Below are 21,909 nucleotides of genomic sequence, written 5' to 3'. Positions count from 1 at the left end.
CACCGCGGACCCGTCAGAGCCCGGCAGCGCGCCGCAGCTCCTCGGCCCGGTCCGTCCGCTCCCATGTGAAGTCCGGCAGCTCCCGGCCGAAGTGGCCGTACGCGGCCGTCTGCGCATAGATCGGCCGCAGCAGGTCGAGCTGCTCGATGATGGCCTGCGGCCGGAGGTCGAACACCTCGTCGATGGCGCGGGTGATGACCTCGTCGGACACCCGTCCGGTGCCGAAGGTCTCCACGTACAGGCCGACGGGGCGGGCGACGCCGATCGCGTAGGCGACCTGCACCTCGAGGCGGTCGGCGAGGCCCGCGGCGACCGCGTTCTTGGCAACCCAGCGCGTCGCATAGGCGCCGGAGCGGTCGACCTTCGACGGGTCCTTGCCGCTGAAGGCACCACCGCCGTGCCGTGCGGCGCCGCCGTAGGTGTCGATGATGATCTTGCGGCCGGTGAGCCCGGCGTCTCCCTTGGGGCCGCCCGTGACGAAGGGGCCCGCGGGGTTGATGTAGTAGGTGACGTCGTCGAGGTCGAGGCCGGTCGTGGCGAGGACCGGATCGATGACGTGCTCGCGGATCTGCGCCTTCAGGTCGTCCTGGGCGATGTCCGGGTTGTGCTGCGTGGACAGCACGACGGCGTCGACGGTCTTCGGGGTGAAGCCGTCGTAGCCGAGGGTGACCTGCGTCTTCCCGTCCGGGCGCAGGAAGGGCAGCAGCCCGCTGCGGCGCACCTCGGTCAGCCGCTCGGCGATGCGGTGCGCGGTCCATGCGGCCATCGGCATGAGCTGCGGGGTCTCGGTGGTGGCGAACCCGAACATGATGCCCTGGTCCCCGGCGCCGAGGCCGTCGAGCGGATCGACCGACGAGCCGTCGCGGTGCTCCTGGGCGTTGTCGACCCCGTGCGCGATGTCGGTGGACTGCTCCCCCACCGAGACGCTGACGCCGCACGAGTCGCCGTCGAAGCCGGTGTCGGAGGAGGTGTAGCCGATGCCGTTCACGACCTGGCGGACGATCGTCGGGATGTCGACGTAGGCGTCCGTGCGGATCTCCCCCGCCACGTGCACGAGCCCGGTCGTGACGAGCGTCTCGACCGCGACCCGGGAGCCCGGGTCCTTCGCGAGCAGTCCGTCGAGGATGCTGTCCGAGATCTGGTCGCAGATCTTGTCCGGATGCCCTTCGGTGACGGACTCGGACGTGAACAGACGCAGCGCGCTCATCGATGCTCCAGAACGGGGACGGACGGTGGGAGGGTGTGGCACCCATTCTGGACCGCGCCACCGACGTTGCGGCGGCGCGGTCGTCGAGTTACTCCGCGTGACGCAGGCGGAGCTTGTCCTCGTTGATCTCGTGCAGGGCGATGGTGAGCGGCTTGTCCTCGACCGAGGAGTCGACGAGCGGGCCCACGTTGTCGAAGAGGTTCCCCTCGTGCAGGTCGGAGTAGTAGTCGTTGATCTGACGGGCGCGCTTGGCCGCGTAGATCACGAGCTCGTACTTGGAGTCGACACGCTCCAGCAGGTTGTCGATGGGGGGATCGATGATGCCGTTGTTGCGTCCGGCCATGGGTGGACCTCCTGATCAGGCGACGGGATTCGCCGCGAAGACGGTGCTGCGGGCGCGCGACCCTTCGACGAGCTCAGGGACCGGCGTGGTGCTCGACCCTGGAATCAGGTCAGCGCGCAGAGCTTGCAGACAAGTCTACGACCTCGCGAGCGGCGGTGGCGACGTCCTCGTTCACGATGAGGTGGTCGAACTCGTTCTGCGCCGCCAGCTCGACCTTCGCGGTCCGTAGCCGGCGGGCTCGCTCCTCGGCGTCCTCGGTGCCCCGGCCGACCAGTCGGTGCACCAGCTCGTCCCAGCTCGGCGGCAGGAGGAAGATGAGGGTCGCCGACGGCTCGGCCTCGCGCACCTGGCGCGCGCCCTGCAGGTCGATCTCCAGCAGCACGGTCTTCCCCTCGGCCAGGGCGGCGTCGATGGGAGCGCGCGGGGTGCCGTAGCGCGAGCGGTTGTGCACGACCGCGTATTCCAGCAGCTCGCCGTCGGCGATCAGGCGGTCGAACTCGGCGTCGTCCACGAAGTAGTAGTGCACGCCGTCGATCTCGCCCGGGCGTGGCGGGCGGGTGGTCGCCGAGACGGACAGATGGATCTCGGGGTTGTTCTCGCGGATGTGCGCGGCGACGGTTCCCTTGCCCACCGCCGTGGGGCCGGCGAGGACGAGCAGTCGGCTGCGCGCTCCGCGGGGGGCGGGTACGGGGAACCGGTCGTCCAGCCACTCCTCCAGCACCCGGCGCTGTCGGGCGCCCAGCCCGCCGAGCCGCTTGACCGGAGAGATGTGGAGCTGCTCCAGCACGCGGTCGCGCTTTCCCGCGCCGATCGCCGGGAGGGCCAGGAGGAAGTCGGTGATGCGCATGGACCCCTCGACCGAGTCGGGGTCCTCCGTCGCGCGATGCAGCACGGCCTGCGGGGTGACGACGCGCATCGCCAGATCCCGCTTGAGCGAGGCCCTGGCGCGCCGTCTCTCGACCGCACGGCGGGCGGCGGCGGCCCTGTCGACCTCGGGGACGGTGCGGCGTTCCTCAGCCACGGCTGACCTCTCGATACTGGGCGGCACGGTCGGCGATCGTCTCGGCGAGGGCCGCCGGGCCCGCGGAGAGGAGGCTGCGGCTCTCGCTCGCGATCACCGAGGCGGCCTGGGGGCCGAAGCGGCGGGCGAGATCCGCGGGAGTGGCGCCCTGCGCGCCGAAGCCGGGGGCGAGGATCGGGGCGACGGGCGCGAACGGCGCGAGGCCGGCCTCCGCCGCGTCCACGGTGGCACCGATGACGAAGCCGAAACTCCCCCACTCCCCCGCGGGCGTCGCGGCGGCGTTCCGGCGCGACACCTCGGCGACCACGGCCGCGGACACGGTCTCGCCGTCCGCGGTCGTCGCGCGCTGCAGCACGGTGGCCTCGGGGTTGCTGGTCGCCGCGAGGACGAAGAGCCCCTTGCCGTGCTCCTCAGCCAGGGCGAACGCGCCCTCCAGCGCACCGACGCCGAGGTACGGGTTCACCGTCAGGGCGTCCGCCTCCAGCGGCGCACCGGCGGGCAGCCAGGCCTGCGCGTAATCGGCCATCGTCGATCCGATGTCCCCGCGCTTGGCATCGGCGATCACGAGCAGTCCGGCCGCCCGCGCGGCGGCGAGCACGTCCTCCAGCGCGGCGAACCCGGCGGCGCCGTACCGCTCGAAGAACGACACCTGCGGCTTCACGACACCGACGCGACCGGCAGCCGCCTCGACGGTACGGAGCCCGAACTCCCGGACTCCGGCGGCGTCGGCGGTCAGCCCCCACGCCGCCAGCAGAGCGGCGTGGGGGTCGATGCCGACACAGAGCGGACCGTGCGCCTCCAGAGCGGCGCGGGCTCGCTCGCCGAAGCGTTCCGTCATACCGTGGCCATCCGGTCCTGGGCGTACTCCTGCAGGCTCTTGACCTGGAAGCCCTCGTGCGCGGCGTCCATCCCGCTCACCGCCGCGCCGAGCACGGCGATGGTCGTGAAGAGCGCCTTGTCCGCGGCGACGGCGGCGGCGCGGATCTCGTAGCCGTCCGCGCGAGCGGCACCACCGGACGGGGTGTTCACGACGATGTCGATCTGCCCGTCGTTGATGAGGTCGACGATGTTCCGGGCTCCGGACTCCTGGGTCTCGCTGTACTTCTCGACCACGGTGACCGCGATGCCGTTGCGGGACAGGATCTCCGCCGTGCCCTCGGTCGCCACGATCGTGAAGCCGAGCTGCTGGAGGCGGTGCGCCGGAAGGATCACCGCGCGCTTGTCGGAGTCGGCGACCGAGATGAACACGGTGCCCGAGGTCGGCATGCCGCCGTAGGCCGCGGCCTGGGACTTCGCGAACGCGGTCGGGAAGTCGCGATCGATGCCCATGACCTCGCCGGTCGAGCGCATCTCCGGGCCGAGGACCGAGTCGACCGTCTTGCCGTCGGCGGTGCGGAACCGCTTGAAGGGCAGCACGGCCTCCTTGACCGAGACGGGGGCGTCCAGGGGGACGCGCGAGCCGTCCTGCACGGGCAGCATCCCCTCGGCGCGGAGCTCGGCGATGGTGGAGCCGGCCATGATGCGGCTGGCGGCCTTCGCCATCGGGATGCCCAGCGCCTTGGAGACGAAGGGCACCGTGCGGCTCGCGCGGGGGTTCGCCTCGATGACGTAGAGCACGCCGGCGCTGATCGCGAACTGCACGTTCAGCAGACCGCGCACGCCGACGCCCTGCGCGATGGCGAGGGTGGCCTCGCGGACGCGGTCCACGTCGCTGCGGCCGAGCGAGACCGGCGGCAGCGTGCAGCTCGAGTCGCCGGAATGGATGCCGGCTTCCTCCAGGTGCTCCATGACGCCGCCGATGAAGAGGTCGGTGCCGTCGTACAGGGCGTCCACATCGAGCTCGATCGCGTCGTCCAGGAAGCGGTCGACCAGGAGCGGCTTGCCCTCCTCGATCACGACCTCACCGGCGGTCCGCACGAAGTAATCGCGCAGCGCGTCGGTGCCGTAGACGATCTCCATGCCACGGCCGCCGAGCACGAAGCTCGGGCGCACGAGCACGGGGTAGCCGATCTCCTCGGCGATGCGCACCGCGCCCTCCACGTCGATCGCCGTGCCGTTGCGGGGCGCGAGGAGTCCGGCCTCGTCGAGCAGTCGCGAGAACAGCTCGCGTTCCTCGGCCAGGTCGATGGCCTCCGGGCTCGTCCCCAGGACCGTGTAGCCGGCCGCCTCGATGCCCTTCGCGAGCCCGAGCGGGGTCTGCCCGCCGAGCTGGCAGACGACGCCGAGGATGGTGCCGCTCGCGGCCTCCGCGTCCAGGACCTCCAGCACGTCCTCGAGCGTCAGCGGCTCGAAGTACAGCCGGTCGGACGTGTCGTAGTCAGTCGACACGGTCTCCGGGTTGCAGTTGATCATCACGGTCTCGAAGCCCGCGTCGGACAGCGCGAACGAGGCGTGCACGCAGGAGTAGTCGAACTCGACGCCCTGACCGATGCGGTTCGGGCCGGAGCCGATGATGACGACCTTGGTGCGGTCGGACGGCGCAACCTCGGTCTCGGCGTCGTAGCTCGAGTAGTGGTACGGCGTCAGCGCGGGGAACTCACCGGCACAGGTGTCGACCGTCTTGTAGACCGGGCGGATGCCGAGACCGTGGCGCACGCCGCGGATCTCGGCCTCGCTCTCGCCGCGGAGCTGGGCGATCTGCGCGTCGGAGAAGCCGTGCTCCTTGGCGTAGCGCAGCGTCGCGTCGTCCAGCTCGCCGGCGGTGCGGACGACCTCGGCGACCTCGTTGATGAGGACGATCTGGTCGAGGAACCAGGGGTCGATGGCCGTGGCCTCGAACGCCTGCTCGATGGTCGCGCCCTTGCGCAGCGCCTGCTGCAGGGTGACGATCCGGCCGTCGGTCGGGGTCTTCGCGATCTCGAGCAGTTCCTCGACGGTGCGCGGCTCCTCGCCCCAGTGGAAGCTGGATCCCCGCTTCTCGAGCGACCGCAGCGCCTTCTGCAGCGCGGTGGCGTAGTTGCGGCCGATGGCCATCGCCTCGCCGACCGACTTCATGGTCGTGGTGAGAGTGGCGTCGGCGGCCGGGAACTTCTCGAACGCGAAGCGCGGGACCTTGACGACGACGTAGTCGAGCGTCGGCTCGAAGCTGGCCGGGGTCACGCCGGTGATGTCGTTCGGGATCTCGTCGAGGCGGTAGCCGAGGGCGAGCTTGGCCGCGAGCTTGGCGATCGGGAAGCCGGTGGCCTTCGACGCCAGGGCGCTCGACCGGGACACGCGCGGGTTCATCTCGATGACGATGATGCGCCCGTTCTCGGGGTTGACCGCGAACTGGATGTTGCAGCCACCGGTGTCCACGCCCACGGCGCGGATGATGTCGATGCCGATGTCGCGGAGCTTCTGGTACTCGCGGTCGGTCAGGGTCAGCGCCGGCGCCACCGTGATCGAGTCGCCGGTGTGCACGCCGACCGGGTCGACGTTCTCGATGGAGCAGACGACCACCGTGTTGTCGGCGGTGTCGCGCATGAGCTCGAGCTCGTACTCCTTCCAGCCGAGGATCGACTCCTCCAGGAGCACCTCGGTCGTCGGCGAGTCGCGCAGGCCGGCGCCGCCGATGCGGCGCAGGTCCTCCTCGTCGTAGGCGAAGCCGGACCCCAGCCCGCCCATCGTGAAGGACGGGCGCACCACGAGCGGGTAGCCGAGCTGCTCGGCGCCGGCGAGGAGGTCATCCATGGTGTGGGCGATGACGCTCTTGGCGACGTCCGCGCCCGCCTCGAGGACGAGCTCCTTGAAGACCTGACGGTCCTCGCCCTTCTTGATGGCGTCCACCTTCGCGCCGATGAGCTCGACGTCGTACTTCTCGAGGATCCCCTGCTCATGCAGCGCCATCGCGGCGTTGAGCGCCGTCTGGCCGCCGAGCGTCGGCAGGATCGCATCGGGCTTCTCCTTCGCGATGATCGTCTCGATCACCGCGGGGGTGATCGGCTCGATGTAGGTCGCGTCGGCGAAGTCGGGATCGGTCATGATCGTCGCCGGGTTGGAGTTGACGAGGATGACCCGGACGCCCTCCTCACGGAGGACGCGGCACGCCTGGGTGCCGGAGTAGTCGAACTCGCAGGCCTGGCCGATGACGATCGGGCCGGAGCCGATGACGAGGACGGAGCGGATGTCGTCGCGCTTGGGCATTACTTTGCATCTCCCTGGGTGGGTCCCTGTGCCTCGACGGGCTCGGCAACCGAAGTCTTGTTCGCGATGACCATGTCGCGGAAGCGGTCGAAGAGGTAGTTGGCGTCGTGCGGTCCGGCCGCCGCCTCGGGGTGGTACTGCACCGAGAAGGCGGGGATGTCGAGGGCGCGCAGGCCCTCCACGACGTTGTCGTTGAGGCCGACGTGGCTGACCTCGACCTTGCCGTAGCCGTGCGGGCTGTCGAAGGAGCCCTCCAGGGGCGCCTCGACGGCGAAGCCGTGGTTGTGCGCGGTGATCTCCACCTTGCCCGTCTGCTTGTCCAGCACGGGCTGGTTGATGCCGCGGTGGCCGAACGGCAGCTTGTACGTGCCGAGACCCAGGGCCCGGCCGAGGAGCTGGTTTCCGAAGCAGATCCCGAAGAAGGGCAGCCCGTCGTCGAGGACCGCGCGCAGCAGTTCGACGTGGTCGCCCGAGGCCGCGGGGTCGCCGGGACCGTTCGAGTAGAAGACGGCGACCGGCTGGATCGCCCGGATCTCGTCGATGCCCACGTCCTGCGGGAGGACGTGCACGTCGAAGCCGCGGGCCGCGAGGTTGTCGATCGTCGCCTGCTTCACGCCGAGGTCGAGCACGGCGAGGTTGCCGATGCGCTCCCCCACCGCCGGGGTGACGGTCGCGCTCTGGACGGACACCTGCGCGGAGAGGTTGAGGCCGGTCATCTCCGGGGCCTCGCGGACGATGCGCAGCTGCTCCTCCGGGTCGAGCTCCGCCTCCGCACCCGAGAAGATACCGCCCCGCATGGAGCCGGCGGAGCGGATGTGGCGAGTGACCGCACGGGTGTCGATGCCGCTGATGCCGACGATGCCGTCCTCGACGAGGACCTCGTCGAGAGAGGCGTTCGCCCGCCAGTTCGAGACAACGCGCGAGGGGTCGCGCACGATGTAGCCGGCGACCCAGATGCGGCGGGACTCGGTGTCCTCGTCGTTCATGCCGGTGTTGCCGATGTGCGGGGCCGTCTGGAGGACGATCTGTCCGGCGTAGGACGGGTCGGTGATGGTCTCCTGGTATCCCGACATGCCGGTGGCGAACACGACCTCGCCGAGGGTGCGTCCGCGCGCGCCGTACGCGCGTCCGCGGTGTCGGGTGCCGTCCTCCAGGACGAGGACGGCGGGGTCGGGAAGGCGGGCCGCAGAGGCCTGCGGGGAGGAAGTCGAGAGGGTCATGACGAGGCTCCTGTGTCAGGGGCGGCGGGGATGAGCCGCTGCAGGTCGGAGATGAGGGTCGGGAGGTCGCCGCCGGTGAGGCGCACATAGCTGTCGACGACGGTCGTGTCGTCGACGTGCCACGAGATGCGCACGAGCCCGCCGGGCTCCACGACGCGATCGATGGTGACGGTCGCGCGGTCGACGGAGACGAGGCGGTCGGCGGCGAGGAAGACGGTGGGGGCACCGTCCAGTGCCAGCGCGATGCCGCGATCGGTCACAGCCAGCTCGCCGCGTGCGCGGAACGCCAGCGGGGTGATCGCGAGCCGTTCGAGGGGCTGCTCGTGCCGAGTCGTGGACACGTAGAGCACCTCATCGCGGCGCGTCACCTCCGCGTGCTCCGGCACCCCGAGCGGGGCCGTGTACGCGGCATCGCGCCGCACTCGTCGTCGCCAGGCGAACAGCATCGAGAGCAGGATCAGCAGCGCGACGGCGATGATGATCGCGACCGCGAGGTCCCGTGCGCTCATGCGCCGAGCTCCTCGACGACCGCGCCGCCGTCGACCGTGAGGACGCCGCCGTGCACCGTATATTCCACGCGGCCGGGCAGGGCGCGGCCCAGGTAGGGCGAGTTCACGCTGCGCCCGTGCAGGTCCGCGGCGGTGAACACACCGTCGACCGCGGGGTCGTACAGCGTGACGTGCGCGGGCTGCCCGGCTTCGAGCGGCGTGCCGTGGCCGGAGAGCCGGCCGATGCGGGCGGGCGTCGCGCTCATGACGCGGGCCACGTCGGCCCAGCCGATCAGGCCGGTCTGCACCATCGACTGGTGCACGACCCGCAGGGCGCTCTCCAGACCGACCATGCCGTTCGCGGCGGCCTGCCACTCACACGCCTTGTGCTCGCTGGGGTGCGGTGCGTGGTCGGTCGCGACGATGTCGATCGTGCCGTCGGCCAGACCCTCCCGGACCGCGAGGACGTCCTCCTCGCGGCGCAGCGGCGGGTTGACCTTGAACCGCGCGTCGTAGCCGCGAACGAGTTCGTCGGTGAGCAGCAGGTGGTGCGGCGTGACCTCTGCCGTCACGTTGACACCGCGCTTCTTGGCCCAGCGGATGATGTCCACGGAGCCTGCCGTCGAGAGGTGGCACACGTGCAGTCGCGAGCCGACGTGCTCGGCGAGGAGCACGTCGCGGGCGATGATCGACTCCTCGGCGACCGCCGGCCACCCGGCCAGCCCGAGCTCGGCCGAGACGGTGCCCTCGTTCATCTGGGCGCCCTCGGTGAGTCGCGGGTCCTGCGCATGCTGGGCGATGACGCCGTCGAAGGACTTCACGTACTCCAGAGCCCGGCGCATGATCAGCGGGTCCCACACGCAGAAGCCGTCGTCGCTGAAGACCCGAACCTGGGCACGGGAGGTGGCCATGGCGCCCAGCTCGGCGAGGCGCTCGCCCTTCTGCCCCACGGTGACGGCGCCGATCGGCTGCACGGTCGCGTAGCCGGCCGCCTCGCCGAGGGCGAGCTCCTGCTCGACCACGCCCGCCGTGTCGGCGACCGGGGAGGTGTTCGGCATCGCGAACACGGCGGTGAACCCGCCCGCGGCGGCCGCTCTGGTGCCGGTGAGGATCGTCTCGGAGGCCTCGAACCCCGGCTCGCGCAGGTGGGTGTGCAGGTCGACGAGGCCCGGCAGCGCGACCAGGCCCGCGGCGTCGATCACGCGCGCGCCGGTGCGGGTGAGCCCCGTCCCGACCTCGGCGATGACTCCGTCCTCGATGATGATGTCGGCGCCGTCCGCGCCGAGCAGCTGTGCACCGGTGATGACGAGGGTCTCGCTCACAGGTCTCCCCCTCGTTCGTCGTCTCGTTCTCCTGCCAGCAGCAGGTACAGCACCGCCATGCGCACGGAGACCCCGTTCGACACCTGTTCCAGCACCGTCGAACGGGGGGAATCGGCAGCTTCGGAGGAGATCTCCAGTCCCCGGTTCATGGGTCCGGGGTGCAGGACAATGCTACCGCCCGGCAGAGCCGCCACGCGCCGTGCGTCGAGGCCCCACCGGCGCGAATACTCCCGCTCAGTCGGGAAATACGCCGCGTTCATCCGCTCGAGCTGGATGCGCAACATCATCACGGCGTCCGGCCCCTCCGCGAGGGCTTCGTCCAGGTCGTAGACCACGCGGACCGGCCATAGGGACACGTTCTGCGGAACCAGGGTCGGCGGCGAGACGAGCGTGACCTCGGCGCCGAGCGTGGTGAGCAGCCAGACGTTGGAGCGCGCCACCCGGGAGTGCAGCACGTCGCCGACGATAGTCACCCGGAGACCGGAGAGGTCGCGTCCGCGGCTGTCCGCACCGAAGCGACGCTTGCGGATGGTGAAGGCGTCGAGGAGCGCCTGGGTGGGGTGCTCGTGCGTGCCGTCGCCCGCGTTCACGACGCCGGCGGAGATCCAGCCGCTCGTGGCGAGCGTCTGCGGGGCGCCGGAGCCGGGGTGCCGCACGACGACCGCGTCGGCGCCGATCGCCTCGAGCGTCTGCGCGGTGTCCTTCAGGCTCTCGCCCTTGGAGACGCTGGAGCCCTTGGCGGCGAAGTTGATGACGTCGGCGGACAGGCGCTTCGCGGCGGCCTCGAAGGAGATGCGGGTGCGCGTGGAGTCCTCGAAGAAGAGGTTGACGACGGTCTTCCCGCGGAGCGTGGGGAGCTTCTTGACCTCGCGGGACTGGGTGTCGGCCATGTCCTCCGCGACATCGAGGATGCGCAGGGCGGTCGCTCTGTCGAGCGTGCGGGTGTCGAGGAGATGCCTCATTCGCCGATCGTCACCTCCTCGGCGCCGTCGTTCTCGAACAGACGCACGTTGACGCGCTCGGTGCGCGCGGTCGGGATGTTCTTGCCCACGAAGTCGGGGCGGATGGGAAGCTCCCGGTGTCCGCGGTCGATGAGGATCGCGAGCCGCACGACGGCGGGACGGCCGATCGACTGCAGGGCGTCGAGCGCGGCGCGGATGCTCCGGCCGGAGAACAGGACGTCGTCGACGAGGACAACCGTCTTCCCGTCGATGCCGCCCGCGGGGATCTCCGTCGGCTGCGGCGATCGCGTCGGGTGCTTGGCGAGGTCATCGCGGAAGAGCGTCACGTCGAGGGATCCGACGGGGACGGAGACCTGCGCGATCTCGCTGATCAGCGCGGCGAGCCGGTGTCCCAGCGTCACGCCGCGGGTCGGGATGCCCAGCAGGACGAGGTCGTCGGCCCCGCGATTGGACTCGAGGATCTCGTGCGCGATCCGGGTCAGCGCTCGTGAGATGTCGGCTTGGTGCAGCACAGTGCGCACACTCATCAGCCGCTCCCTTCTCCGCCTCACAGGACGGTGTTAAAGGTTGCTTGTGATCTCAGTCTATCGGAGGGATCAGACGCCGACGACCTCGACACCGCGCTCTCTGGCGACCGTCGCGAGACGACGGTCGAAGGTCGCCAGCGTCGCGCCGAACGCCTCCGCTGTGACGAGTACCGCGCAGTCCGGGAGCCTCAGGGAGGTCGCGGCGCGGAGCCGCGCGATATGGACCGGTTCATCGACCGTCTCCTCCCGACGCAGCAGCCCGAGGGAGTCGATCTTGGCGAGATCGGCGAGCTCTGTGCCCATCCGCGCCGGATGCACGAGCGTCTCCGCGAGGGTGATCGGGTGGATCAGAAGGTCTTCCTCGGTATCGAGGATGTCGAACGCCGCCTCCTGGTGGACATCGTCGGTGGACAGGTGCGCGATGAGGACACCGGCGTCCACGACGATCACTCCGGCCAGTCCTTCCGGAGAGCGTCGAGATACCCCGGTGGATAGGCGATCGATCCCCGTGTCGCCTCGAGCGCCGCCCGCCGGGTCGCGCGCCGGTGGGATCCTCGCTCTGCGAGCCGCTCCGCCCCCAGCACCGCGAGCCTCGCCACCTGCTCCGACTTCGGTAGTCCCGGCCACTCGCTTTCCGCGAGTTCCAGCGCCTCGCGCAGCGCGGCGGTCTGCGTCACCTGGATACGGGTCAGAGCGGTCGGCATCGCCACACTGTACCACCGGCTGCGCTCGGTGGTACAGGCGCGCTTAGCTCGCCTCGCGGAGCACCGGATCCGTCACGTCGTCGATCTTCGAGGAACGGATCGGGTGGCCGCTCGTGGAGAGGCAGCGCCCGGTCTTCAGGTCCCACTTCCAGTCGTGCATGCTGCACGTGAGGATGCCGTCCTCGTCGACCTTCCCCGTCTTGGTGAGGTCGGCGCGCAGGTGCGGGCAGCGGCGCTGGACGACCCAGTCGCCGATCTCCGCGTCCTCGGTCTGGTCGGTCTGCTCCTGGTACCAGTTCTCGACGTACTCGATCCGGTCGACGGAGAGGCACTTGAGGAAGGTGGTGAGGAACTCGTTGAACTTGCCGCTGCGCCCGACGGAGAACTGCATCGACAGGAAGATCGAGTTCGACCAGTCGATCTCGTGGTCGCGGATGTTCGTCGAGACGAGGTCGGCCGGGATCGTGTACCAGTACACGCATTCCTCGCCCGCGTACTCGCGGACCTTGGCGCGCGGGAAGTCGACCACCATGTCCAATTCCCCGATGCGGAAGCGGACGTGCCCGCCGACGCCGAGGCGGATGGTGCGCGACTTCTTCAGCAGCGGCTCCCACCACTCCTTGATCGCGGCCAGCATCTCATCCGGCGGGATGATCTCGGCACGGGAGGCCTCCTCGTCGCGGATCTCCTGCTGGCGGGTCGCGCGCTGCTCCTCCAGGTACTCCCACTTCTCGTCGAAGATGTGGGCGAGCTCGGCCTCGGTGTAGAGCGTCTGCTCGGTGGTCACCGCACCGCCGTCGATCGTGACGAGCGTGCCGGGGACGAAGAGCTGCCCGTCGTACTTCGGGGCCAGCTCCTTCATGTGCGCGATGAACTGCTTCTGGTCCGTGAAGATGGACTCGCCGTTGCGGCCCATCCCGTTGAAGTCGAAGAGGTCGTCGCGGAGGAACATGGGCGGGCCCGCCATCGGGAAGACGTGCGGAGCGTCGACCTTCTCGATGTAGTACATCGCGCGCTTGTTCTGCGCCTCGCGCTTGAGGCGGGCGAAGTTCTGCTTCGCGTCCAGCGGCAGGTCGTAGACCATGGGCCACCAGATCGCTCCGGAGACCTGCGTGAAGTAGGCGTCGGGCTTCCCGAAGTGCAGCAGCTTGTCGAGATCGAGCGGGTGCGAGTCGTTCTGGTTCAGCATCGAACCGGTGCCGTCGTCCACGCTGAGCGACGAATCGCCGATCGGGCCGTCGCTCGGCGCGCGCAGCGGGGTGATCATCATCTTGAGCGCCCCGCGCTCGATGATCTCGCCGGCGGGCGCGTAGGTGATGTTCGTGTAGCCGAGCGCCCGGATGTCCTGCTCCAGGTCGTCGATCGGATACTCCGGCAGGAGCACCTCGATGTCCTTGCGGATGTACCGCTCCAGCAGCGCCGGGTCGAAGTGGTCGCGGTGCCGGTGCGAGATGTAGAGGAAGTCGGCTTCACGACCGTAGCGCTCCCAGTCGAGGGCACGGTTGTCCGGGAACGGGAACCAGGACCCGAAGAAGGACGGGCCGAGCACCGGGTCGCAGATGATGTTGCCGCCCACCGTCTCGATGAACATGCCGGCGTGGCCGAGTCCCGTGATCCGCATTGCATTCCTCTCGAAGATGAACCGTTCGATTGTACCGACGGCTCCCTGAGCGCCCGGCGGGACGGGCCGGGGAAAACGGTCTAGTCGTCGAAGAGACCGCGGATGTCGTCGGCCGTGAGCGCCTGGGCGAAGAGCGCGTCGTCGTCGAGCACGGCGGTGAACAGGCGGGCCTTGCGGCGTTGCAGCGCGAGGACCTTCTCCTCGATCGTGCCGCTGGCGATCATGCGGTAGACGAACACCTGGCTGCGCTGGCCGATGCGGTGCGTGCGGTCGACGGCCTGGGCCTCGGCGGCGGGGTTCCACCACGGGTCGAGGAGGAAGACGTAGTCGGCCTCGGTCAGCGTGAGCCCGAACCCGCCGGCCTTCAGGCTGATGAGGAAGACGGGCTGCTCCCCCTCCGCGAAGTCCGCGACCACCTGCTCGCGATGACGCGTCGAGCCGTCGAGGTGCGCGTACGGGATCCCGGCGGCGTCCAGACGCGCGGCCGCCATGTCGAGGAAGGACGTGAACTGGCTGAACACGAGCGCGCGGTGCCCCTCCGCCTGCAGCTCGACGATCCGCTCCAGGAGCTCGTCGAGCTTACGGGAGCCGAGGCGCGCGTCGGCCGGGTCGATCAGCCCCGGAGCGAGGCTCAGCATCCGCAGCAGCGTCAGGGAGCGGAACACGATGAAGCGGTTCCGGTCGAGGTCCTCCAGCAGGCCGAGCACCTTCTGCCGCTCCCGCTGCAACACCGTCTCGTAGAGCTCGCGATGCCCCGCGCTCAGCTCGATCTCCAGCACCTGCTCCTGCTTCGGCGGGAGGTCCGGGGCGACGACTTCCTTGGTGCGGCGGAGCACGAGCGGGCGGATCCGTCGTCGGAGCTGCGCGAGGCGGCGCTGCCGGTACGGTCCGCCCTCCGCGTTCTCCGGGACCTTCCCCTGCTCGATCGGCTGGATGTAGTGCTCGCGGAACTTCCGCGCCGAGGCGAACAGGCCGGGTGCCGTGAGCTTCAGCAGCGCCCAGAGCTCCTCGAGGCTGTTCTCCAGCGGTGTGCCCGTGACCGCGATGGTGACGCCGGCCGGGAAGCGTGCGACGGCACGATGCAGCTTCGTCGCCGGGTTCTTCACGAACTGGGCCTCGTCGAGGATCAGCCCGGCCCAGGTGACGCCCGCGAACCCCTCTTCGTCGAGCCGCGCGACGGCGTAGGTGGTGAGCACCACGTCGGCCTCGCGAGCCACGGCGGCCACGGCAGGCCCGGCGGTCGAGTCCCGGGTGATCACGCGGAGACCCGGAGCGAACCGCGCCGCCTCGGTGCGCCAGGTCGCCAGCACGGATGTCGGCACCACCACGAGGAACGGACGTCCCTCCCCCGCCGCACGGGCGTGCAGGATGAGCGCGAGCAGCTGGACCGTCTTCCCGAGACCCATGTCGTCGGCGAGGATGCCGCCGAGCCGATGCGACCAGAGGAACGCGAGCCAGTCCAGCCCCTCCTTCTGGTACGGCCGCAACTGCGCGGTGAGCCCCGGAGGGAGGGGCACCGCCGGCACCGCAGTGGCACTGCGCAGTCCCTCGGCGGTGGCCCGCCAGCTCACCGCGGGAAGGGCCTCGTCCGCCAGATCCTCGAACTCCTCCCACAGATCCGTCTGATGCCGACTGATCCGCGGACCCGTCTCCCACTCGTCCAGATCCCCGGCCTCGTCGAGGAGGTCGCGCAGACGGTCGAGCGCCGGGTGGTTCAGGGAGAAGTAGCTGCCGTCGACGAGCAGGAGCTTCCGCCGGCCCGCGCTCAGGGCCGTGAACAGCGGCTCGAAGGGGATGTTCCGCCCGTCGATGCGGACGATCACGCCGAGGTCGAACCAGTCCGGGTCGGTGCTCTCCACGGTCGAGATGGTGATCTCCGGCTCCCCGGCGAGCTCGCGATACGTCTTGCGGCGGCCGGACACCTCTACCTCGACACCCTCCGCCTCCAGCGCCGGGACGAACCGCGTCATCAACTCCGCGGCCTCCACATCGTGGAAGGCCCCTGCGGGGGCGAACGCGACGCCGTGCTCCTGCCAGACGTTCCGGATCCGATGCGTCACAGAGGCTTCGGCCTCCGGATCGCGCACGGCCTCCGGACCCGGCGTGAACGGCACCCGCCCGAAGCCGCGATAGTCCCACTCGACGGTGTACTCCACGGTGTCCCCGCGGCGGAACGCCACCCGGAGCACGGCACGGGGCGGTGGGAGGTCGGGGAGCGCGACGCGGCCGACCGCGCGGACGGGGAGACGGCGCGCGAGGAGTGGATAGGCGTCCTGGAGGAAGGCCACCTCCTCCGCTGCGGGGACGACGAGCATCCCGGCCCGGAGCAGCGACGGCGCGGGCCCCGCGAGCGGAAGCTCCGCGAGCGTCACCTGCAAGCGCGACCCGCTCTGCGCGACCTCGTACACGCCGGAGCGCCCGAGGGCGCGGATGCTGCCCGGCAGCGACTCGCGCCCGTCCAGGGTCACGACCGGACGGACGACGAGGCCGCCGTCGTCGTCACGGGACACGGTCGCCGTCAGCTCCGCGGTGTCGGCGAGGACGAGCGTCGTCGACCGCTGCGCCGCCACGAGCGGGATGCCGAGGTCGGTCGCCGACCGCAGATGCCCCCAGAGGAGCCGCGACTCGATCAGGTCGGCGACGAGCCAGTCCCCCGCCGTGCCGGAGAGCAGCGTGTCGCGCGCGATGCTCAGCAGATCGGCGAACCACCGCGACCGTTCCCGACCGTACTGGTCCGGCGCGCGGCGGACCGCGTCCCAGGTGGCGGAGCCGAGCACCCAGGACCCCGTCGCCGCGCTCCGTTCCAGCGGACGGATGCCGAGGAGGATCTCCCCCACACCCTTGGCGACGTCGCGGGGGGTCGCGGTGCGCTGCGGGCGTGAGGCCCACGGGTTGGCTCCTCGGGCGTCGCGGACGCGCACCTCGAACCCGAGCGCGAGGGGGGTCGCCGCCGCCGGAGCAGCGCCGGCCTCGAACAGCGCACGCCAATCCCGCGCCCCGTCTCCCGGGGTGGCGGAGGCGGGCGGGCGGGTCATGAGACGATCCTGCCCGGCACCCCCGACACCGCCGCTGCGGCGCTCAGGCCGAGCGGGCGACGCGGGCGAGCACGCCGTGCACGAACGCGCCCGACTCGTCGGTGGAGAACTCCTTCGCGAGCTCCACCGCCTCGTCGATCGCGACCGCGGTCGGCACCTCGTCGTTGTAGAGGATCTCCCACGCTCCGATGCGCAGCAGGGCGCGGTCGACGGCGGGCATCCGCTCGAGCTTCCAGTCGCGACTGTGCGTCGTGATCTGCTCGTCGATCTCGTCGCGCTGGTCGATGATGCCGTCGACGATCTCGCGGGCGTACAGCCACGACGCCTCACGTGCGGGCTCGTTCGCCGCGCGCTTCGCCTCGGCGGCGAGGGCCACCGCGACCTCGTCGCCGCGGACGTCGGCCGAGAACAGGATGTCGAGCGCGCGCTTGCGCGCCTTCGTGCGGGCGCTCACGCCTTACTTCTCGCGGCCGAGGTACTCGCCCGTGCGGGTGTCGACCTTGACCTTCGTGCCGGTCTCCAGGAACAGCGGGACCTGGATCTCGTAGCCGGTCTCGAGCGTCGCGGGCTTGGTACCGGCGGACGAGCGGTCGCCCTGCAGGCCGGGCTCGGTGTAGGTGACCTCGAGGATGACCGAGGCCGGGAGGTCGATGTAGAGGGGGTTGCCGTTGTTGAGGGCGATGGTGACCTGCTGGTTCTCGAGCAGGAAGTTCTTCGCGTCGCCGACCGTGGCGGCCGGGAGCGTGATCTGGTCGAAGTCGGTCTGGTCCATGAACACGAACCCGTCACCGTCGGTGTAGAGGTAGGTGTAGTCGCGGCGGTCGACGTTCTCGATGTCGATCTTCGCCCCGGCGTTGTACGTGCGGTCCACGGTCTTGCCCGAGACGACGTTCTTCAGCTTCGTGCGGACGAAGGCGCCGCCCTTACCCGGCTTGACGTGCTGGAACTCGATGACGCTCCAGAGCTGCCCGTCGATGCTGAGGACGACGCCGTTCTTGATGTCTGCGGTGGATGCCATGTGCGAGGAGTTCCGTTCCTGAGTCCGTGGGGGCCGGGGTCGGCCGACAGTCGATTCTACGGGATGCCCGGCGCGGGCCGCCGCGGAGGCACGATAGACGCTTGTCCGTGGAAGGGGAACCCCCGTGACGCCGGCGGCTGCCACCGGCAGCCTGGCTGTGGACAGGAGGAATCGAGATGAGCGAGAACGACCGCGACCGCGACCCGACCAGGATGGCGAATCAGCCGGCGCTGCGGACGTCGTCCGGGGCGGTCTGGCTCATCGTCGCCACGATCTTCACGGCGGTCAGCCTCGTGCCCCTGATCGGCATCGTCCGCAGCGGCGGCGCGGCGGGAACCGTCGGCCTGGTGACCGCGATCATCCTGGTCCTGGGCCTGGCCGCGATGGTCGTCATCCGCCTCGCGGTGTCGAGCATGCGGCCGCGGCTCCGTGCGCTGGCCGCCTGTTTCCTCGCCATGGCCCTGTTGACGCTCGTGGGCATCACGGTGTGCGTGCTGCTCGTCGGCCTGCCCTGATCCCCGCGCGCTCAGAGCTGCGCGACGAGGTCCCGCACCGCGTCGGCGTAGCCCTCCACGCCGCGTCCGATGACACGGACCGCGGCGACGTCGTGCAGGTACGAGTGGTGACGGAACTCCTCGCGGGCGTAGACGTCGGAGATGTGGACCTCGGCGAAGGGCAACGCGACGCCGGTGAGCGCGTCGCGCAGGGCGACGGAGGTGTGGGTGAGGCCGCCCGGGTTGATGACGATGCCCGCGCAGTCCGCCCGCGCATCGTGGATCGCGTCGATGAGCACGCCCTCGTGGTTGCTCTGCAGCGCCCGCACCTCGAACCCCAGGGCGGCAGCGGTCTCGGCGGTGATCCGCTCGACGTCGGCGAGGGTCGCGGTGCCGTACACCTCGGGTTCGCGGGTGCCGAGGAGGTTGAGGTTGGGGCCGTTGACGAGCAGCAGCCGACGCGGGGCGCTCATGCGGGCACGCTCCCGGTGTCGACCAGCTCGCGGCGCATGACCCATTCCCGCCCGAAGTTGGCCGTCTCGATCTCCCCGGTCCGGACGAAGCCGCCTCGGCGGTACACGGCCTGCGCCCGGGAGTTGTCCACGTGCACCTCGAGCACGAGCGCGCGGAGGCCGCGATCGCGGGCCCAGGCCGCCGCGGCGTCGAGGAGCGCATCGATGACGCCCGCACCGCGATGCGTGTCCGCCACGTAGACCCCGACGACCAGCCCCGCGTCGTGCTGCTCGCGATGCGGGAGCACGGTCACGGTCCCCGTCCAGGTGCCGTCGTCGGCGATAGCGACGAACTGCGCGGCGGCGGCGTCACCCGCGGCATTCGCGGCGCGCTCCTGCCAGAAGCGGTCGGGCTGTGCGGCGGCGTGCTCGACGGAGTCGAGGAAGGCCATCGGTGCGGCCGGGTCGGCGAGGGCCTGCAGCCGCAGCGCCTTGACCTCCCGCCAGTCCTCCGGTGTGATGCGCCGAACGGCGATGCTCATGCGCCGAGCTCCTGGTAGGCGGCGAAGAGCAGCGACTCATCCGGCGCCTGGAGCACGGTGGGCTTGGCGATGTCGTCCAACAGGATGAAGCGGAGCATGCCGCCGCGGCTCTTCTTGTCGCGCTGCATCGTGGCGAGCAGCTGCGGCCAGGCACCGGCCCGGTACGACGTCGGCAGGCCGAGCGACTCGAGGATCGTGCGGTGGCGCTCCGCCGCGGCGTCCGGCAACCGCCCCGCGAGCCGGGACAGCTCCGCGGCGTACAGCATGCCGATCGAGATGGCCGCCCCGTGCCGCCAGCGGTACCGCTCGGCGTGCTCGATCGCGTGGCCGAGCGTGTGGCCGTAGTTCAGGATCTCCCGCTGCCCGGCCTCGCGGAAGTCGTCCGAGACGACCTGCGCCTTCATGTCGATCGCGAGCTCCACGGCTCGGCGGAACTCGTCCGTCGAGGTGTCGACCGCGCGCGCGGGATCGGCCTCGACGATGTCGAGGATCTCCGGGGCCCAGATGAAACCGGCCTTGACGACCTCCGCGAAGCCGGCGGTGGCCTCGTTGGGGCTCAGGCTGCCCAGTTCGTCGAGGTCGCCGACGACGGCGCGCGGGGCCCAGAAGGCGCCGACGAGGTTCTTGCCCTCCGCGGTGTTGACGCCCGTCTTGCCGCCCACGGCGGCGTCCACGAGGCCGAGGACGGTGGTGGGCACCTGGACGATCTGGACGCCGCGCAGCCAGGTCGCCGCGACGAAGCCGGCGAGGTCGGTCACCGCTCCCCCGCCGTAGCCGACGACGGCGTCCGTCCGGGTGAAGTCCGCCTGGCCCATGACCTGCCAGCAGAAGGCGGCGACCTCGATGCGCTTGCCCTGCTCGGCATCCGGGATCTCGGCGAGCAGCACCTCGCGCGGGCCGTCCGCGGTGTCGGCGAGGAGCCGATCGCGGAGCTCGGCGGCGCGGGCCGCGAGGGTCGGCGGGTGCACGACGAGGATCTTGCGGACGCCCGGCGCGAGAGCCGCGGACACCTGGTCGAGGATCCCCCGTCCGATCGTGATGTCGTAGGCGTCGTTCCCTGTAACGCTGATGGTCGTCGTGCTCATCGCTGTTCTCTCCTCCATGCCACGATCTCGTCCGCGATGCGCTGCATCGGACGCCGCGAGGTGTCGAACGTGGTCGACGCCACCTCGTCGTACCATCCTCGCCGTTCGGCGAAGATGCGCTTCCACTTCTCGACCGGCTCCTCGCCCGCCAGCAGCGGGCGCGTCCCGCCGCGCAGGCGGTCGGCGACGGCCGCCTCGCTCACGGTGAGGAAGACCACCGGGTGGGCGCGCAGCAGCGCGCGCGTCTCCGGATCCGTGACGGCGCCACCGCCGAGGGAGACCACGCCGCCCTCGGCGAGGGCCTCGCGGACCGCCGCGCGCTCCAGGTCCCGGAAGTGCGCCTCGCCGTGCGTGGCGAAGATCTCGGGGATCGGGCCGTGCGCGGCGACGATGCGCTTGTCGGTGTCGATGAAGGCGACGCCCAGCCGCCGTGCGACCCGTCGTCCGACGCTGGTCTTGCCGGCCGCCATCGGTCCCACGAGGACCAGCGTCAGCGGTTCAGCCTCGTTCGTCATGCGCGATGAGCGCCGCCTCGGACGCGGGGGCCGTGCGCAGCTCCGCGGGGATGCCGTCGAGGTATCCCTCCAGGTTGCGGCGCGTCTCGCGGATGCTGTCGCCGCCGAACTTCTCCAGCACGGCGCGCGCCAGCTCGATCGCGACCATGGCCTCCGCGACGACCCCCGCCGCGGGCACGGCACAGACGTCGGAACGCTGGTGGTGCGCGGTGGCCTCGTCGCCCGTCGCGACGTCGATCGTGCGCAGCGCGTGGGGCACGGTCGCGATCGGCTTCATGCCGGCCCGCACGCGCAGCACGGTCCCGGTGGACATGCCGCCCTCGGTGCCGCCGGCGCGGTCCGTGCCGCGGGCGATGCCGTCGGCGGTGGCGAAGAGCTCGTCATGGGCGGCGGAGCCACGGCGACGGGTGGTCTCGAAGCCGTCGCCGACCTCCACGCCCTTGATCGCCTGGATGCTCATGAGCGCCTGGGCCAGTCGGGCGTCCAGACGGCGATCCCAGTGCACGTGGGAGCCGAGCCCCGGCGGCAGGCCGTACGCGAGGACCTCGACGATGCCGCCGAGCGTGTCGCCGTCCTTCTTGGCGTCGTCCACCTCCGCGACCATGAGCGCCGAGGTCGCGGGGTCGAAGCACCGCAGCGGGTCGGCATCCAGCGCGTCCACGTCGTCCGGGGTCGGCAGCGGCGCGCCCTCCGGCACGCGCACCGGCCCGATCGAGAGCGTGTGGCTGACGAGTCGGATGCCGAGCTCGCCGAGGAAGGAGCGGGCGACGGCACCGAGCGCCACGCGGGCGGCGGTCTCCCGGGCGCTCGCGCGCTCGAGGATCGGACGGGCCTCGTCGAAGTCGTACTTCTGCATGCCCACGAGGTCGGCGTGGCCCGGACGTGGCCGGGTCAGCGGTGCGCCACGACCGCGCGAGCGGTCGGTGAGCTCCACCGGCTCCGGGTTCATGACCTCGATCCACTTCGGCCACTCGGTGTTGCCGATGCGCAGGGCGATCGGGCTGCCCAGCGTCTTCCCGTGCCGGACGCCGCCGGAGATCGTGAGCTCGTCCTGTTCGAACTTCATCCGGGAGCCGCGTCCATAGCCGAGCTTGCGGCGGGCGAGGTCGGCCTGGATGGCCTCGGACGACACCGGGACGCCGGAGGGCAGACCCTCCATGACGGCGATGAGTTCTGGGCCGTGCGATTCGCCGGCCGTGAGCACGCGGAGCATGTGCTCTAGTCTCCCATG

General features: G+C 70.7%; 22 protein-coding genes. 1 reads left to right on the top strand and 21 read right to left on the bottom strand.

What is annotated here, in order from left to right; all coding sequences use genetic code 11:
• Nucleotides 1–13: 13 nt before the first annotated feature.
• The 16 genes from metK to efp all read right to left on the bottom strand — a co-directional run bounded on the left by metK (nucleotide 14) and on the right by efp (nucleotide 17,590).
• Entirely contained in the window at nucleotides 14–1,207 is a 1,194-nt protein-coding gene (metK, locus tag AUV07_RS05675) for a methionine adenosyltransferase (RefSeq protein ID WP_062634514.1), read from the bottom strand.
• Between the two features lie 88 nt (nucleotides 1,208–1,295).
• The gene (rpoZ, locus tag AUV07_RS05670; RefSeq protein WP_025103490.1) at nucleotides 1,296–1,550 is read right to left on the bottom strand and encodes a DNA-directed RNA polymerase subunit omega; all 255 of its coding nucleotides are present in this window, start codon (nucleotides 1,548–1,550) and stop codon (nucleotides 1,296–1,298) included.
• 109 nt (nucleotides 1,551–1,659) lie between these two features.
• Complete coding sequence (gene gmk, locus AUV07_RS05665) at nucleotides 1,660–2,571, bottom strand: guanylate kinase (protein WP_062634512.1); 912 nt, start codon at nucleotides 2,569–2,571, stop codon at nucleotides 1,660–1,662.
• On the bottom strand, nucleotides 2,564–3,409 hold the full coding sequence (pyrF, locus tag AUV07_RS05660; RefSeq protein ID WP_062634510.1) for an orotidine-5'-phosphate decarboxylase: 846 nt from the start codon (nucleotides 3,407–3,409) through the stop codon (nucleotides 2,564–2,566). Before pyrF ends, gmk begins: the two co-directional genes overlap by 8 nt.
• On the bottom strand, nucleotides 3,406–6,693 hold the full coding sequence (carB, locus tag AUV07_RS05655; protein ID WP_062634508.1) for a carbamoyl-phosphate synthase large subunit: 3,288 nt from the start codon (nucleotides 6,691–6,693) through the stop codon (nucleotides 3,406–3,408). The genes pyrF and carB overlap by 4 nt, the downstream gene beginning before the upstream one ends.
• Complete coding sequence (gene carA, locus AUV07_RS05650; RefSeq protein ID WP_062634506.1) at nucleotides 6,693–7,913, bottom strand: glutamine-hydrolyzing carbamoyl-phosphate synthase small subunit; 1,221 nt, start codon at nucleotides 7,911–7,913, stop codon at nucleotides 6,693–6,695. Before carA ends, carB begins: the two co-directional genes overlap by 1 nt.
• The gene (locus AUV07_RS05645; protein ID WP_062634504.1) at nucleotides 7,910–8,422 is read right to left on the bottom strand and encodes a PH-like domain-containing protein; all 513 of its coding nucleotides are present in this window, start codon (nucleotides 8,420–8,422) and stop codon (nucleotides 7,910–7,912) included. Before AUV07_RS05645 ends, carA begins: the two co-directional genes overlap by 4 nt.
• Nucleotides 8,419–9,723 carry a dihydroorotase gene (locus tag AUV07_RS05640; RefSeq protein WP_062634502.1) on the bottom strand — a complete coding sequence of 435 codons (1,305 nt, stop codon included), beginning with the start codon at nucleotides 9,721–9,723 and terminating at the stop codon, nucleotides 8,419–8,421. The genes AUV07_RS05645 and AUV07_RS05640 overlap by 4 nt, the downstream gene beginning before the upstream one ends.
• A complete protein-coding gene (locus AUV07_RS05635) occupies nucleotides 9,720–10,685 on the bottom strand; it encodes an aspartate carbamoyltransferase catalytic subunit (protein WP_062634500.1) in 966 nt (321 codons plus the stop codon). Before AUV07_RS05635 ends, AUV07_RS05640 begins: the two co-directional genes overlap by 4 nt.
• Nucleotides 10,682–11,212 (bottom strand): bifunctional pyr operon transcriptional regulator/uracil phosphoribosyltransferase PyrR, encoded by a 531-nt coding sequence (gene pyrR / locus AUV07_RS05630; protein WP_062634498.1) that lies wholly within the window; start codon nucleotides 11,210–11,212, stop codon nucleotides 10,682–10,684. Before pyrR ends, AUV07_RS05635 begins: the two co-directional genes overlap by 4 nt.
• A gap of 69 nt (nucleotides 11,213–11,281) precedes the next feature.
• Nucleotides 11,282–11,662, bottom strand: coding sequence for a type II toxin-antitoxin system VapC family toxin (locus tag AUV07_RS17765; RefSeq protein ID WP_062634496.1), 381 nt, complete (start codon nucleotides 11,660–11,662; stop codon nucleotides 11,282–11,284).
• A complete protein-coding gene (locus tag AUV07_RS17760) occupies nucleotides 11,659–11,916 on the bottom strand; it encodes a hypothetical protein (RefSeq protein WP_060922159.1) in 258 nt (85 codons plus the stop codon). Before AUV07_RS17760 ends, AUV07_RS17765 begins: the two co-directional genes overlap by 4 nt.
• A 43-nt stretch (nucleotides 11,917–11,959) precedes the next feature.
• Complete coding sequence (locus AUV07_RS05615; RefSeq protein ID WP_025103499.1) at nucleotides 11,960–13,537, bottom strand: Rieske 2Fe-2S domain-containing protein; 1,578 nt, start codon at nucleotides 13,535–13,537, stop codon at nucleotides 11,960–11,962.
• An 80-nt stretch (nucleotides 13,538–13,617) separates the two neighbouring features.
• A complete protein-coding gene (locus AUV07_RS05610) occupies nucleotides 13,618–16,572 on the bottom strand; it encodes a DEAD/DEAH box helicase (protein ID WP_062634494.1) in 2,955 nt (984 codons plus the stop codon).
• A 43-nt stretch (nucleotides 16,573–16,615) separates the two neighbouring features.
• Complete coding sequence (nusB, locus tag AUV07_RS05605; RefSeq protein WP_060922157.1) at nucleotides 16,616–17,026, bottom strand: transcription antitermination factor NusB; 411 nt, start codon at nucleotides 17,024–17,026, stop codon at nucleotides 16,616–16,618.
• Between the two features lie 3 nt (nucleotides 17,027–17,029).
• Complete coding sequence (gene efp / locus AUV07_RS05600; protein WP_025103502.1) at nucleotides 17,030–17,590, bottom strand: elongation factor P; 561 nt, start codon at nucleotides 17,588–17,590, stop codon at nucleotides 17,030–17,032.
• Between the two features lie 176 nt (nucleotides 17,591–17,766).
• On the opposite strand from efp, the gene AUV07_RS05595 reads away from it, so the two are divergent.
• Complete coding sequence (locus tag AUV07_RS05595) at nucleotides 17,767–18,105, top strand: hypothetical protein (protein ID WP_062634492.1); 339 nt, start codon at nucleotides 17,767–17,769, stop codon at nucleotides 18,103–18,105.
• A gap of 11 nt (nucleotides 18,106–18,116) precedes the next feature.
• Here AUV07_RS05595 and aroQ read toward each other — a convergent pair whose 3' ends face one another.
• The 5 genes from aroQ to aroC are packed head-to-tail and all read right to left on the bottom strand — an operon-like array spanning nucleotide 18,117 to nucleotide 21,891.
• Entirely contained in the window at nucleotides 18,117–18,557 is a 441-nt protein-coding gene (gene aroQ, locus AUV07_RS05590; RefSeq protein ID WP_062634490.1) for a type II 3-dehydroquinate dehydratase, read from the bottom strand.
• Entirely contained in the window at nucleotides 18,554–19,078 is a 525-nt protein-coding gene (locus AUV07_RS05585) for a GNAT family N-acetyltransferase (protein ID WP_062634488.1), read from the bottom strand. Before AUV07_RS05585 ends, aroQ begins: the two co-directional genes overlap by 4 nt.
• Nucleotides 19,075–20,163 carry a 3-dehydroquinate synthase gene (aroB, locus tag AUV07_RS05580; RefSeq protein ID WP_062634486.1) on the bottom strand — a complete coding sequence of 363 codons (1,089 nt, stop codon included), beginning with the start codon at nucleotides 20,161–20,163 and terminating at the stop codon, nucleotides 19,075–19,077. Before aroB ends, AUV07_RS05585 begins: the two co-directional genes overlap by 4 nt.
• Nucleotides 20,160–20,678: a shikimate kinase gene (locus AUV07_RS05575; protein WP_062634484.1), complete on the bottom strand. Its 519-nt coding sequence runs from the start codon at nucleotides 20,676–20,678 to the stop codon at nucleotides 20,160–20,162. Before AUV07_RS05575 ends, aroB begins: the two co-directional genes overlap by 4 nt.
• Nucleotides 20,662–21,891 (bottom strand): chorismate synthase, encoded by a 1,230-nt coding sequence (gene aroC / locus AUV07_RS05570; protein ID WP_062634482.1) that lies wholly within the window; start codon nucleotides 21,889–21,891, stop codon nucleotides 20,662–20,664. Before aroC ends, AUV07_RS05575 begins: the two co-directional genes overlap by 17 nt.
• Nucleotides 21,892–21,909 lie beyond the last annotated feature (18 nt).

It is taken from the genome of Microbacterium sp. CH1, assembly GCF_001595495.1.
Classification (GTDB): domain Bacteria; phylum Actinomycetota; class Actinomycetes; order Actinomycetales; family Microbacteriaceae; genus Microbacterium.
This window is presented reverse-complemented; position numbering and strand designations above follow the sequence as displayed.

Bases quoted from the DNA above. Each gene is read 5' to 3' on its own strand.
- metK (WP_062634514.1), bottom strand. From the start codon at position 1,207: ATGAGCGCGCTGCGTCTGTTCACGTCCGAGTCCGTCACCGAAGGGCAT.
- rpoZ (WP_025103490.1), bottom strand. From the start codon at position 1,550: ATGGCCGGACGCAACAACGGCATCATCGATCCCCCCATCGACAACCTG.
- pyrF (WP_062634510.1), bottom strand. From the start codon at position 3,409: ATGACGGAACGCTTCGGCGAGCGAGCCCGCGCCGCTCTGGAGGCGCAC.
- carB (WP_062634508.1), bottom strand. From the start codon at position 6,693: ATGCCCAAGCGCGACGACATCCGCTCCGTCCTCGTCATCGGCTCCGGC.
- carA (WP_062634506.1), bottom strand. From the start codon at position 7,913: ATGACCCTCTCGACTTCCTCCCCGCAGGCCTCTGCGGCCCGCCTTCCC.
- AUV07_RS05645 (WP_062634504.1), bottom strand. From the start codon at position 8,422: ATGAGCGCACGGGACCTCGCGGTCGCGATCATCATCGCCGTCGCGCTG.
- AUV07_RS05635 (WP_062634500.1), bottom strand. From the start codon at position 10,685: ATGAGGCATCTCCTCGACACCCGCACGCTCGACAGAGCGACCGCCCTG.
- pyrR (WP_062634498.1), bottom strand. From the start codon at position 11,212: ATGAGTGTGCGCACTGTGCTGCACCAAGCCGACATCTCACGAGCGCTG.
- AUV07_RS17760 (WP_060922159.1), bottom strand. From the start codon at position 11,916: ATGCCGACCGCTCTGACCCGTATCCAGGTGACGCAGACCGCCGCGCTG.
- AUV07_RS05615 (WP_025103499.1), bottom strand. From the start codon at position 13,537: ATGCGGATCACGGGACTCGGCCACGCCGGCATGTTCATCGAGACGGTG.
- AUV07_RS05610 (WP_062634494.1), bottom strand. From the start codon at position 16,572: ATGACCCGCCCGCCCGCCTCCGCCACCCCGGGAGACGGGGCGCGGGAT.
- efp (WP_025103502.1), bottom strand. From the start codon at position 17,590: ATGGCATCCACCGCAGACATCAAGAACGGCGTCGTCCTCAGCATCGAC.
- AUV07_RS05595 (WP_062634492.1), top strand. From the start codon at position 17,767: ATGAGCGAGAACGACCGCGACCGCGACCCGACCAGGATGGCGAATCAG.
- aroQ (WP_062634490.1), bottom strand. From the start codon at position 18,557: ATGAGCGCCCCGCGTCGGCTGCTGCTCGTCAACGGCCCCAACCTCAAC.
- AUV07_RS05585 (WP_062634488.1), bottom strand. From the start codon at position 19,078: ATGAGCATCGCCGTTCGGCGCATCACACCGGAGGACTGGCGGGAGGTC.
- aroB (WP_062634486.1), bottom strand. From the start codon at position 20,163: ATGAGCACGACGACCATCAGCGTTACAGGGAACGACGCCTACGACATC.
- AUV07_RS05575 (WP_062634484.1), bottom strand. From the start codon at position 20,678: ATGACGAACGAGGCTGAACCGCTGACGCTGGTCCTCGTGGGACCGATG.
- aroC (WP_062634482.1), bottom strand. From the start codon at position 21,891: ATGCTCCGCGTGCTCACGGCCGGCGAATCGCACGGCCCAGAACTCATC.